The following is a 13,356-nucleotide window of genomic DNA, read 5'->3' on the forward strand; positions in this document are numbered from 1 at the left end:
ATCTTCATCGACTTTGGCCTATTCAATACGTTCCATGGATTTTAAATCGTTAATTTTAATCCATTCCCCTGAAATTTTTAATTGGTGAAGTTGATGATCGATATGGTCAATGACTCCACTGATTTCGGTATCATATCCATTATTCCAATAAATGATGCGTACATCGATTGTGTAATTCAAGGACTCCATGGCAACAAAGCCGAGCTCTGTTAACTCATAGTCATTTAGGTTTGGTTTGGGGTCCTTTGTCACTTCTCTGTTTCGGTTACGTAATGCCTGGATATGTTCAGGGAGCATCATTCGGCTTCCTTCCCACATAAGGTTACCTCTCTTGATGTAATCACTCATTTATAATGTCCTCCTATTTTCGCAGCACGTTCATCGGATTGACTGGCTTGAAGAAGAGCAGATGCCCGACGAATCGAGGTTTTTCCATACTTTACGTTAATTTCATCCATTGTATAGCCAAGTTGAATACGATGTTCCTGGTCGGGATCAAACAGACTTAGTTGAACCATCTGATCGCTTGTAAGACTGGATAAGGAGACGCCAAGGCGACGGATGGGAAACGTATCCCAAAATGTTTCCAAGAGCTCACAGGCGTAATGAAACACAGATGTGGTGACATTGGTTGGTTCCATCATAGTAAGCTGTCGATGAAAGCCGGTTGGGTGATCGTAGCTTGCTCCTGACATGCTTAGAGTGATCGTTTGTCCCATGACGTGAGAGCTTCTTGCACGCAGACAAACTTCTTCGCAAAGCTCCAGCAATACCACTTTGATATCTTCCTTTTTACGATAGTCTGAAGGAAGGGTCATCCCGTGCCCGATTGCTTTTTGACTATTCGTGGAAGAGGTGGAAACTGGAGAATAATCAACACCATTTGCATTCATCCATAAAACCTGTCCGTGTATTCCCCATCTTTTTTTTATCTTTTTCACATCTGTTTGTGCCAGTTCTCCGATTGTTCGTATAGCCATCATTCGTAAATGATGACTCATCCGAGTTCCTGCCCGGAACAAGTTTTCGATTGGCATCGGCCATAACGTATGAGTCAGTTCTTCTTTTTTCAGGTGAAAAATACCTTCTTTCGTTTTTTTAGCGAAATTATCACATGCCATTTTGGCTAAAACTTTATTTTCTCCAATTCCCACCCGAGCGCGGACGCGGATCTGTTTCTGGATGTCATGTTGAATCTGGCGGGCTATCTCATAGGGATCACCGAATAATTTTTGAGAATGGGTAAGATCCATGAACTGCTCATCAATGCTGTACGGTTCTACGATGTCGGTATACCTTTCCAAAATTTCAGTGATTGCTAACGAACTATCAATGTATTCCTGCATCGTTGGAGGTACAACGACCAGGTGTGGACATTTTTGCTGCGCTTCCCACAACCGTTCGCCATTTTTAATACCTGACTTCTTGGCGAGAGGACAAGCAGCTAAAATAACACCGGATCTTCGTTTGGGGTCTCCGGAAACGACGAGAGGCTGATCTAGGTTTTTATAATGCTTCGCTTTTTCCACAGAGGCAAAGAATGATTGCATATCAACTAAAAAGATGACTTTTTTCATAGCTGTAATCCCTCCTTAGGCACAATAATACCTAAGGAGTCGGAAGAAAACAAGAACATTTGTTCGGTAATATTTGGGTCTCATAATTCAATTGATCAGAAAAGAACTCATATACGAAGAGAGACATGGGGAAATATAGTGCAGAGGGTAATAAAAAATATTTTTAATCATCTTTTTGAGACGTCATCAATGTCAGTTATTCCACATTTTTTAAGTGACTGGAAGAAAGGAAATTACGTGTATCTATTCCATCAAGCATAAGTGTCATGTCCTCGTGTGAAGATTTGACAGAGAAAGAAACGACGTGCCAGCCTTTTAATTTCAAATATAATAAAGAGAGTCTTGAAACAAGCGTTCTAGGTTTTTCTTCAATGAAAGCCACTCTAAATGGTTCGAGTGCTAAAGGGATAAATACAAAATTGAGTTGCAAACCGCATGATACATAGTATCTTCGAGCAACAAGGGCTTCATATAATTGTCGTTGACTGTCCGTTAAGATACTTAGTTCGTATTTTTTCACAGTAGTAAAATAGGGGCGCGAATAGTGTATGGTCATGGTATGTGTTAATACGATAACGAACATAGCTATCAGCATAAAGAAGAGAGTAGTCATTTTTATCCATCCTCACTTTCTATCTATCGATTGAAAAACTATATGTATACTTAACATTTTCAAAATCGTTGAAAAATAAACGTGAATCACAAAAGTATTGAAAAAAGACGACGATAGTCATAATTGTATTTGTTTTTCTACTTGACAATTGATAAACTAATGAGACAGATGTGAGAAATCTACATAATACAGAATTAAAAACGAAAGGAGGATAGCTAAAATGGGGAAGCAGGCAAATGGTCATGATGACAATGTTATCCTTTTTCCAGGACTTGTTGCAAGGCTTGTAGAAAAAGGAATGTCATCTTTAAAAGAGAAAAAATTGTATGATGCGCTAACATATTTTAAACAGTCGACAGATTTGGAACCGCAGCATCCACAAGCCCGTTATGGACTCGTCATCACGAATATCGAGCTGAACCGTTTAAATGAGGCAAAGAAATATTGTGAATCCATGCTTAAAGAAGGGATTGGAGAATATTTTGATGTGCTTCAAGTTTACGTCTCTCTTCTTATTCAGTTAGGTGATTACGAAGAAGTAGTAGGATTACTGGAGACGGTAATGACAGAAGAGAAACTGCCTGCAAAAATGGCAGAATCATTTTACCACTTGTTGGATTTCGCAAGGAATATGACAGAAGGTTTTGAAGAGATCGCGGACGAAGTAGACTTCGGGGAAAAGGATTCGCTTGAAATGGTCCCTTCAACCGATGAACTTATTAAGGTTTTGGAAAAGGGTCATCCTGATCAGCAATGGGGGGCGATTCAACAACTGAGTCACTATGACTCCAGTGAGGTTCAAAATGCGTATCGTGCTTTTCTGAAAGATAAAGATCATTCACCAGTTCTAAAAAGCTATCTCCTTCAAATTTTAAGAGAAATGAAGCATCAAGGAGTATATGAAGTACATAAATTTAATGAGCAGTATCAAGTGAATATTGAAGACTTGGAAGATGTATTTCATGAAAAGTTTGGAAACGAAGTGATTCACAGACTTGAACATGAACTCGGACAAGAAAATCCATCATTATTTGAAATGGTGGGACAAGTCTGGTGGCACTATTTATTTGCGATATACCCTCAGGCACCCATTCCTTTAGATATTGAAGTGTGGGCTTGTGCCTTGCATCACATGGGAAATAGTTTAATGGAAGAGGAAACGTCGTATATAGAAGATGTCCTTCCATTCTATGGAGGTGAAAAAGAAGCAACAGTAACCGCAGTGAAACAAATGAAGGAAATCGAGTCATTACTATTTGCAACGGATCAGACACATACATAATAATGGAAAAGAAATTACATACAGATATCTGCATTTTCTAATCAAGCAGAAATCATTGAAATGAATGCAACGTGTGTTATAATGTAGGGGTTGCAAAAAGCTGAAGCGATAAATATGATTTTTTTTATGTTGGAGGGAAAGTATACATGACAGCTAAATGGGAAAAAAAAGAAGGTAACTCCGGAGTCTTAACTGTGGAAGTGAACAGTGAGCGCGTAGACGATGCCTTAGATCAAGCATTTAAAAAAGTATCTAAACAGGTGAATATTCCAGGATTTCGTAAAGGCCGTGTACCGCGTCCGATTTTCGAACAACGTTTTGGTGTAGAATCACTATATCAAGATGCATTGGATATTCTGTTGCCACAAGCTTATACAGAAGCAGTGGAAGAAACAGGAATTAATCCTGTGGACCAACCTGATATTGATATTGGTGATATGGAAAAGAGTAAGCCTTTATCTTTCACAGCAACTGTAATTGTGAAACCAGAAGTGAAACTTGGTGAGTATAAAGGATTAACAGTAGAGGAAGAAGATACTACTGTTACGGATGAAGATGTGGATCAGGAAATTACACAACTTCAAGAAAAGAACGCAGATCTTGTCGCTGTAGAAGATGGAGAAGTGCAACAAGGCGATACAGTGGTAATGGATTTTGAAGGATTTGTAGACGGCGAACCTTTTGAAGGTGGAACAGCTGAAAATTATTCTTTGGAAATTGGCTCAGGTCAATTCATTCCAGGGTTTGAAGAACAGCTTACAGGTGCAAAATCCGGAGCGGATACAGAAGTAAATGTAGAGTTTCCTGAAGACTATCATTCAGAGGAACTAGCTGGTAAAAAAGCGACATTTAAGGTGAAAGTTCATGATATTAAGCGTAAAGATCTTCCTGAACTTGACGATGAATTCGCGAAAGATGTCAATGAAGAGTATGAAACATTAGAAGACTTGAAGAAAAATACTCGCGAAAAGCTGGAAACAGCAAAACAACAAGAAGCAGACGCTAAGAAAAAGGATGTTCTTGTTGAAAAAGCAGCAGAAAATGCTGAAGTTGACATTCCTGAAGCAATGGTTAAGACAGAAGTCGACCGTATGCTCGAAGAATTCGGTCAACGTTTGCAGTCACAAGGTATGTCTTTAGACATGTATTACCAATTCTCTCAAACAGATGAAGAAGGTATGAAAGAGCAATTTAAAGAAGACGCTGAAAAGCGTGTTCGAATGAACTTGACTCTTGAAGCTATTTCTATTGAAGAAGAATTGGAAGCATCAGATGAAGATGTTGATAAAGAAATTGAGCAAATGGCTGGCATGTATCAGCGCTCTGCCGATGAAATTAAACAGATCCTTGCAATGCAGGGTGGAGTAGATACGCTTAAGAATGATTTAAAAGTTCGAAAAGCAATTGACTTCTTAGTAGATAACAGCAAAAAAGAAAAATAATTATTTAGTAGGGCAAGGCGCGAAGTAATTCGTGCCTTGCTTTATACATAACCTAATTACATAAAGCTTAAAGCGAATAACTTGACTTTTAAACCGTGACTCCCGTATTCTAGATCAGACTTAGAAGATTTGATTACCCTTTCTTTATGCTCCCGAAATAAAATGTGGTACAATTTAAGGCAAAGGTGTCAAATACAATCTTTTAAGGAAACAAAAATAAATTTAGTGATCATCGTATGAGAACGTGATTAAAAACAGATACGGCTACGTACAATGTAAAGATAGCATAATAAAATATCGAACAGACGAATTTAAGGTTTCCGTGCGAGTTTCAATTTTACTGTAAGGGGTGAAGAGAATGTTTAAATTTAATGAGGAAAAAGGGCAGTTAAAATGCTCTTTTTGTGGAAAGACACAAGATCAAGTGAGAAAGTTAGTTGCCGGACCCGGCGTGTATATATGTGATGAATGTATCGAGCTTTGTACAGAAATTGTAGAAGAGGAGCTGGGTAGCGAAGAGGAAGTGGAGATGGAAGACATTCCAAAGCCTCAGGAAATTCGTGAGATATTAAACGACTATGTCATTGGTCAGGACCAAGCGAAGAAAACTCTATCCGTAGCTGTTTACAATCATTATAAGCGTGTCAATGCGACAACGAAAAATGATGAAGTGGAACTAGCGAAAAGTAATATTTGCTTGATCGGTCCAACAGGTAGTGGTAAAACATTATTAGCTCAAACGCTAGCTAGAATTTTAAATGTTCCGTTTGCTATTGCAGATGCAACATCATTAACAGAAGCCGGGTATGTTGGTGAAGATGTGGAAAACATTCTGTTGAAGCTTATTCAAGCAGCAGATTATGATGTTGAAAAAGCAGAGCGCGGTATCATTTATATTGATGAGATCGACAAAGTGGCCCGAAAATCAGAGAATCCTTCGATTACAAGAGATGTTTCTGGTGAAGGTGTTCAACAAGCATTATTAAAAATTCTTGAGGGAACAACAGCGAGCGTACCTCCACAAGGTGGACGAAAGCATCCTCATCAAGAATTCATTCAAATTGATACAACCAACGTACTGTTTATTGTTGGGGGAGCATTTGATGGTATCGATCAAATTATTAAACGACGTTTAGGCAAAAAAGTTATTGGTTTTGGTTCCGATATAGATAAGGATGACTTGAAGGAAGACCAATATTTATCAAAGATTTTACCAGAAGATTTGCTTAAATACGGACTTATTCCAGAGTTTATTGGTCGACTTCCGGTTATTGCGAGCTTGGAACATTTAGATGAAGCTGCATTAGTAGAGATCCTGACTGCACCTAAAAATGCTCTCGTCAAACAGTATCAGAAGCTGTTGGAATTAGATGAAGTGGAGTTAGAATTTACTGAGGGTGCGCTTCGTGAAGTGGCTCATCAAGCAATTGAGCGAAAGACAGGGGCTCGAGGACTAAGATCCATTATTGAGTCAATGATGCTTGATGTCATGTATGAACTTCCATCACGTGAGGATATTGCTAAATGTATCATCACAGATGAAACGGTCCGTGATCTTAAAAGACCAACGCTTCTTTCCAAAGATGGGGAAGAAATCAAAGATCAAAAAGAACCAAAGGAAAGTGCATAATACAATCAAAACCGCTTGAAGGCCTCGGCTTTTAAGCGGTTTTTTCTGTTTAGGTGGCGTGGAGGCCAAAGTTTTTGGCCGCGGAAGCGTCCGCCTAATATAAATTTGAACTGACCTCTTTTTAAAATTCTAAACAATTATTCAAATTATAAAAAGGCGTCATTGCTTCTCCAATTTTTACCTCCTTCGAAAATACAGATTAACTAAACATGGTCGGGAGAGACTAAGTGAACCATGTAATATTAGGAGGATGAAGGATGGCGTTTACAACTTTAGCTTTATTAATTCAACTCTTTTTTGGGTGTGTAATTGGGTTATATTTTTGGAATTTACTACATACACAAAGAAGTAACCGTGTTTCTATTGATAAACAATCACAGAAAGAGATGGAAGAACTTCGCAAGTTACAAAAAGTAAGGCTGAATGAACCTTTATCAGAAAAAATCAGACCGTCAGTTTTTCAGGATATCGTGGGACAAGAGAATGGAATACGGGCATTACAAGCGGCAATCTGTGGACCAAACCCACAGCATGTCATCATTTATGGACCACCAGGTATCGGTAAAACTGCGGCAGCCCGTTTAGTGCTGGAGGAAGCAAAAAGAAATCCTCATTCTCCGTTCAAACCTAACTCTGTTTTTGTAGAGTTAGACGGTGCTACTGCTCGTTTCGATGAGAGAGGAATAGCAGATCCTTTAATAGGTTCTGTTCATGACCCTATTTATCAAGGTGCCGGAGCGATGGGGCAAGCAGGTATCCCACAACCTAAACAAGGTGCTGTAACAAAAGCACACGGGGGAGTCCTATTTATTGATGAAATAGGAGAATTACATTCTATTCAAATAAATAAATTATTAAAGGTTTTAGAGGAACGAAAGGTAATACTAGATAGTGCTTATTATCATGAAGAAAACAAGCAAATCCCTGAACATATTCATCATATTTTTCAGCACGGGCTTCCGGCAGATTTCCGGTTAATTGCAGCAACAACAAGAAGACCCGAAGAAATACCTCCAGCGATACGGTCAAGGTGCGTAGAAGTCTTTTTCAGGGCACTAACTGCAAATGAAGTTGTCACTGTAGCGAAAAAAGCTGTACAACAACTGAAAATGGATATCGAAACCCCCTCTTACGAATGGATAGGAAGATTTGCCTCTAATGGGCGTGAAGCAGTAAATATGATTCAATTAGCAGCCGGGATAGCGATTAATGAAGGTAGACAAATTATTAAAGAAATTGATATTGAATGGGTCATTCAATCTAGCCAGCACAATCCGAGAATGGATGAACGAGGATCCACCTTACCTAAGGTTGGATTTGTGCGAGGACTAGCTGTTGTGGGCTCTAATGTTGGGATGGTATTAGGAATAGAGGTTACTGCTATTAACAATCCGGGAAAAGGTGCATGTATTGTAACTGGAGTGGTAGATGAAGAAAGTACTGGTGGGGAAGGAAGAACACTGACTCGGAAAAGTTCAGCAAAGAGTTCTGTAGAGAATGTTTCTACCGTACTTCGGCAAATGGGTGTAAAAGTCTCCGATTATGATATACACATTAATTTTCCTGGCGGGGTACCGATGGACGGACCATCTGCTGGTACTGCCATTATTACAGCGATATACTCAGCGATTACAAATACACCAATATCTCCAGATGTAGCTATTACCGGGGAGATAGGTATTCATGGTGACGTTAAACCTGTCGGCGGTGTTATAGCCAAAGTTGAAGCCGCAAGGGAAGCTGGCATAAAAGAAGTTCTAGTACCAAAAGAAAACATGCAAAAAATATTGGAAGAGATGAAAGGCATTCAAGTTTATCCGATGGAAAACGTAAAACAAGTTTTTGATCGAGCATTACTTGTGAAAGATAGAAAAAGAGAAGAAAGAGATGAACTGCTTCAATCATCCTTTGCTTTGTTAGACAAAGAAGAGACAATAGGATAGAATTGTACAAGAGAATCATGTAAGAGACAAGGCGTGATCCACATACAGGATGACGTCCGTTTTTTTCTAAACTAAAAGTGAATAACAAGCTTTTGGAGTCTCTGTTTGGGGAAAGATGGAGTAGAGCCCTTTAAAAAAGAAATAGCAATTTATTTAATAAATTTGGATGTAAGATGTCTTTCAAAGAGAAAATAAGCATAAAACAGAACGAGACATATGGAGGTGTCGTACATATGAGTGATAAACAACAATTAAAGAGATTAGCTTTACTGCCGTTGAGAGGACTACTTGTCTACCCTACGATGGTTTTACATTTAGATGTCGGAAGAAAGAAATCAGTACAGGCTCTCGAAAAAGCTATGGTTGAGGATCATGAAATTTTCTTGACTACTCAAAGGGAGATCTCAACTGATGAGCCGGAAGAAAAAGATATTTATACAATAGGAACACTAGCTAAAGTGAATCAAATGCTGAAGCTTCCGAATGGTACCATTCGAGTCCTTGTCGAAGGTCTTCAACGAGGCACTATCGAAAACTATATCGATAACGAAGAATATACCGAAGTAGAAGTAGAATTAATTGAAGAACGACAGGAAGCAACAGTAGAGGAACAAGCATTAATGCGTAATGTATTGGATCAATTTGAACAATATATTAAGCTGTCTAAAAAGATATCACAGGAAACATTCGCATCTGTTGCTGATATTATTGAGCCGGGGAGATTAGCAGATATTACATCTTCCCACTTGCCGCTTAAAATCGTTCAAAAGCAACAGATCCTCGAAACCTTTTCAGTAGAGGACCGTTTAAAACAAATATTAACGATCCTTAGTAACGAAAAAGAAGTGCTCGGTCTTGAAAAGAAAATTGGACAACGCGTGAAGAAGTCCATGGAAAAAACGCAAAAAGAATACTATTTGCGTGAACAAATGAAGGCCATCCAAAAAGAACTTGGCGATCGCGAAGGAAAAGAAGGCGAAATTGAAGAACTAACCGAAAAAATAACCGAAGCCTTAATGCCGGAAACAGTTGCGGAAAAGGCTTTTAAAGAACTAAAACGTTATGAAAAGATGCCGGCAAGTTCTGCAGAAAGTTCCGTCATTCGAAACTATATTGAATGGTTGACGCAAATACCATGGCACGAGGAAACAGAGGATTTACTTGATATTCACCGTTCTGAAAAGATATTGGATGAGGACCATTACGGTTTGGAAAAAGTAAAGGAACGAGTCTTGGAATATTTAGCAGTACAACAGCTTACGAATGAGTTAAAAGGACCAATTTTATGTTTAGCTGGTCCTCCGGGCGTAGGTAAAACATCGCTGGCTCGTTCGATTGCAAGATCTTTAGACCGAAACTTTGTCCGAATGTCACTGGGTGGGGTACGGGATGAAGCAGAAATCCGCGGACATCGTCGTACGTATGTAGGGTCCATGCCGGGACGTATTATACAAGGGATGAAAAAAGCAAGCACGATTAACCCTGTTTTTCTATTAGATGAAATCGATAAAATGGCCAATGATTTCAGAGGTGATCCTTCCTCTGCACTTCTCGAAGTGTTAGACCCGGAACAAAACAACACATTTAGCGATCATTTTATTGAGGAACCATATGATCTTTCAAAAGTAATGTTTGTCACAACCGCGAACAACATTGGCGGCATCCCTGCTCCTTTACGGGACCGTATGGAAATTATCCATATTCCAGGGTATACAGAGCTTGAAAAGCTTCAAATTGCCCAAACTTACCTTTTACCGAAACAAGTAAAAGATCATGGTCTTACAAAGGGGAACCTGCAAGTTAAAGAAGAAGCTATTTTAAAAGTGGTGCGTTACTACACAAGAGAAGCCGGGGTTCGTAACTTAGAACGTCAAATGGCAACAATCTGTCGTAAAGCGGCAAAAATGATTGTTTCTAATGAACGAAAAAAAGTGATCGTAACAGAAAAAACGATTGAAAATATGCTCGGTCAACCAAAATTCAGCTATGGTAAAGCTGAATCTGAAGACCAAATTGGTGCGGCTACCGGACTTGCTTATACAACAGCCGGAGGGGATACATTATCCATAGAGGTTTCTTTATCACCGGGAAAAGGAAAGCTTACATTGACCGGAAAGCTTGGCGATGTCATGAAGGAGTCTGCGCAAGCGGCGTTTAGTTATATTCGCTCGAAGTCAGAGGAGCTGAACATAGATCCAACCTTTAATGAGCATAACGATATTCACATTCATGTACCAGAAGGAGCAACACCAAAGGATGGACCTTCAGCTGGAATTACGATGGCAACAGCGCTAATTTCCGCCTTAACAAATCGAGCAGTTCGGCGTGAAGTTGGTATGACAGGAGAAATTACCCTTCGTGGACGAGTGCTTCCAATCGGTGGATTAAAAGAAAAATCGATGAGTGCCCACAGAGCAGGTCTCACGCATATAATTATGCCGAAAGAAAACGAGAAAGATTTAGAAGACATTCCGGAAAGTGTGCGAAAGGACTTAACGTTCATTCCTGTTTCACACTTAGATGAAGTCTTAAAACACGCATTGGTAGGGAATAAAAAATGAAAATATCAAACGCAGAATTAATTATAAGTGCCGCAAAGAAGTTTCAGTTTCCAGAAGGGCCATTTCCAGAAGTGGCTCTTTCTGGACGTTCAAATGTTGGGAAATCCTCGTTTATAAACACTCTTTTGACGAGAAAAGGATTAGCCCGGACATCTCAACAACCAGGAAAAACACAGACCTTGAATTTTTACTTTATTAACCGTCGCTTTCATTTTGTAGATGTGCCCGGGTATGGCTATGCAAAGGTCTCGAAAAGTGAACGTGCAGCCTGGGGTAGAGTGATGGAAACATATATTTCAACCAGGGAGCAATTAAAAGGTGTTGTTTTGCTTATAGATGCTCGCCATAAACCGACAGAAGATGACTTGAAAATGTATGATTGGTTGAAATACCATGATTTGTCTGTATTAATCGTTGCAACAAAGGCGGACAAAATCCCGAAAGGAAAATGGGATAAACATGTGAAAATAATTAAAGAAGATTTGCAAGTAGAGGAAGAAGATACTGTAATTCTTTTTTCCTCGGAAACAAGCTATGGAAAAGATCGGGCATGGAAAGAAATTAACGCGTTACTCTATTCGGATAAAGAACGTGATTTATCGGATGAAGACGAAGAAGAACCAGCAAAGGAAGAATAATATATTCAAAAGGTCTACAGGAAAACTATTTCTGTGGGCTTTTTTTTACTAGATAGTCTAGTTGGATGCTATTTGTTGAGAATCCTAAAAAATACTGATAACGTTAATTTCAAAGAATACAGAAAAAGAAGATGCAAATGAGGAGGAACATCATGAAAGAAATGATTCGGGTGGAAAAACTAAATAAATCCTTCGGGGAGTTACATGTGTTGAAGGACATCGACCTGACTGTGAATGAAAAAGATGTGTTATGTCTGATTGGAGCAAGCGGCTCAGGGAAAAGTACTTTGCTTCGTTGTATGAACTTCTTAGAAATCAAAGATACTGGTAAGATAATTTTTGGTGGGGACCAGATTGAACCTGATACACATAATTTAAATAAAGTACGGCAAAAGGTAGGTATGGTCTTCCAGCATTTTAACCTTTTCCCTCATAAAACTGTTTTAGAAAATGTGATAGAAGCTCCAATTATGGTTAGAAAAGTCAAAAAAGCGACAGCAGTATCTGAAGGAAAAGCATTGTTGGATAAAGTGGGTTTAGAAGATAAATACGATGTCTATCCATCGACACTTTCCGGTGGGCAAAAACAACGTGTTGCAATAGCCAGGGCATTGGCAATGAAGCCTGATATTATGCTGTTTGATGAACCAACGTCAGCGTTAGACCCTGAACTCGTCGGTGAAGTATTAGAAACAATGAAGGACCTTGCAAAGGAAGGAATGACGATGATCATCGTGACCCATGAAATGGGCTTTGCAAAAGAAGTGGCTGATTATACGATTTATATGCATGACGGGTGTATTGTAGAGCGGGGAAATTCGAAAGAACTTTTTGATCAGCCACAAGAACAAAGAACAAAAGAATTTTTAAGTAAAGTGCTATAAGAGATAGCCTCAAAAAGTATATAGATATTGTTTGAGACTATCTTTATCTTTTCTTAGAGAATGGTGTTACTTTTTGAACAGATGAGCTCTAATACGCTCTAGGCGGACGCTTTCGTTTTTGTTATCTCTTCTTGAAAAATAATAAGTAGATGCCTATTATAATTAAAATTACCGGCCAATAGGATTCATAACCCGTCATTAGGTTTTGGTAACGTGCTATCAATTGGGGCAGAAATAAAGCACTGGCTGAAATCAGCAAAAGGATAATAGCAGGTGTTATGCCATCACGTTTATTCACAAAGTATTTCATGAAGAAAGCGAACGAAATGATTAAGGTGAAATAAGGCCAATTGTAATTCCAATAGCCGAATGTGTGGATACCGTGGAATAAGGTACCAAGACCTAATAGCACTATCCCCGAAAACATTTTACTATCATCCTTATTTGAGAATCCTTGCCAAGAAAGAATCATTCCAATTAAGAATAAAATAGATGGCCACTTCAGAACAATTTCTGTATAAGGTAATGAAAAAGCAAATTGTTGAGATAAATAATAAATACCGATGATGACTAAAATTAATCCTGGTAAAGCTTGTTTAGATTTCATATTATCATTCTCCTAGGTTGTTTTTTTTTGAATGGTTGTTTATAAAAGGACAGTAACAATGGAATCAGCTTCAGGCAGCTCTCTAAGCTTATTTCCCAAAACGAAGTGTAATTAACCTCTTGTTGGGAAAGATAAAAAAGCAGATTAAAAAAAAGTGATCAGAATGCCTTTTAAAGTTG

General features: G+C 38.7%; 11 protein-coding genes. 7 read left to right on the forward strand and 4 right to left on the reverse strand.

The genetic code is table 11. The features are described from left to right. Window positions 1–18: 18 nt before the first annotated feature. The 3 genes from ACHABW_RS08895 to ACHABW_RS08905 all read right to left on the reverse strand — a co-directional run bounded on the left by ACHABW_RS08895 (window position 19) and on the right by ACHABW_RS08905 (window position 2,190). Window positions 19–348 carry a YolD-like family protein gene (locus ACHABW_RS08895; protein WP_110934959.1) on the reverse strand — a complete coding sequence of 110 codons (330 nt, stop codon included), beginning with the start codon at window positions 346–348 and terminating at the stop codon, window positions 19–21. Beyond that, window positions 345–1,577 (reverse strand): DNA polymerase IV, encoded by a 1,233-nt coding sequence (locus tag ACHABW_RS08900; RefSeq protein WP_435754976.1) that lies wholly within the window; start codon window positions 1,575–1,577, stop codon window positions 345–347. Before ACHABW_RS08900 ends, ACHABW_RS08895 begins: the two co-directional genes overlap by 4 nt. Window positions 1,578–1,773: 196 nt before the next feature. Beyond that, window positions 1,774–2,190 carry a hypothetical protein gene (locus tag ACHABW_RS08905; RefSeq protein ID WP_435754977.1) on the reverse strand — a complete coding sequence of 139 codons (417 nt, stop codon included), beginning with the start codon at window positions 2,188–2,190 and terminating at the stop codon, window positions 1,774–1,776. Window positions 2,191–2,410: 220 nt separating this feature from the next. On the opposite strand from ACHABW_RS08905, the gene ACHABW_RS08910 reads away from it, so the two are divergent. The 7 genes from ACHABW_RS08910 to ACHABW_RS08940 all read left to right on the forward strand — a co-directional run bounded on the left by ACHABW_RS08910 (window position 2,411) and on the right by ACHABW_RS08940 (window position 12,570). Then, on the forward strand, window positions 2,411–3,472 hold the full coding sequence (locus ACHABW_RS08910; RefSeq protein WP_435754978.1) for a tetratricopeptide repeat protein: 1,062 nt from the start codon (window positions 2,411–2,413) through the stop codon (window positions 3,470–3,472). A 146-nt stretch (window positions 3,473–3,618) separates the two neighbouring features. After that, the gene (gene tig, locus ACHABW_RS08915; protein WP_110934963.1) at window positions 3,619–4,914 is read left to right on the forward strand and encodes a trigger factor; all 1,296 of its coding nucleotides are present in this window, start codon (window positions 3,619–3,621) and stop codon (window positions 4,912–4,914) included. A 358-nt stretch (window positions 4,915–5,272) separates the two neighbouring features. Beyond that, window positions 5,273–6,544 (forward strand): ATP-dependent protease ATP-binding subunit ClpX, encoded by a 1,272-nt coding sequence (clpX, locus tag ACHABW_RS08920; RefSeq protein WP_110934964.1) that lies wholly within the window; start codon window positions 5,273–5,275, stop codon window positions 6,542–6,544. Between the two features lie 257 nt (window positions 6,545–6,801). After that, on the forward strand, window positions 6,802–8,487 hold the full coding sequence (lonB, locus tag ACHABW_RS08925) for an ATP-dependent protease LonB (RefSeq protein WP_435754979.1): 1,686 nt from the start codon (window positions 6,802–6,804) through the stop codon (window positions 8,485–8,487). Window positions 8,488–8,720: 233 nt separating this feature from the next. Then, window positions 8,721–11,048 (forward strand): endopeptidase La, encoded by a 2,328-nt coding sequence (lon, locus tag ACHABW_RS08930; protein ID WP_435754980.1) that lies wholly within the window; start codon window positions 8,721–8,723, stop codon window positions 11,046–11,048. Beyond that, window positions 11,045–11,686 carry a ribosome biogenesis GTP-binding protein YihA/YsxC gene (gene yihA, locus ACHABW_RS08935; protein ID WP_435754981.1) on the forward strand — a complete coding sequence of 214 codons (642 nt, stop codon included), beginning with the start codon at window positions 11,045–11,047 and terminating at the stop codon, window positions 11,684–11,686. The genes lon and yihA overlap by 4 nt, the downstream gene beginning before the upstream one ends. Window positions 11,687–11,847: 161 nt before the next feature. Then, a complete protein-coding gene (locus tag ACHABW_RS08940) occupies window positions 11,848–12,570 on the forward strand; it encodes an amino acid ABC transporter ATP-binding protein (RefSeq protein WP_435755026.1) in 723 nt (240 codons plus the stop codon). A gap of 121 nt (window positions 12,571–12,691) precedes the next feature. Here ACHABW_RS08940 and ACHABW_RS08945 read toward each other — a convergent pair whose 3' ends face one another. After that, window positions 12,692–13,177 carry a hypothetical protein gene (locus ACHABW_RS08945; protein ID WP_435754982.1) on the reverse strand — a complete coding sequence of 162 codons (486 nt, stop codon included), beginning with the start codon at window positions 13,175–13,177 and terminating at the stop codon, window positions 12,692–12,694. Between the last annotated feature and the right edge of the window lie 179 nt (window positions 13,178–13,356).

The sequence above is a fragment of the Salipaludibacillus sp. CF4.18 genome (genome assembly GCF_051262595.1).
GTDB classification, from domain to species: Bacteria; Bacillota; Bacilli; order Bacillales; family Salisediminibacteriaceae; genus Salipaludibacillus; species Salipaludibacillus neizhouensis.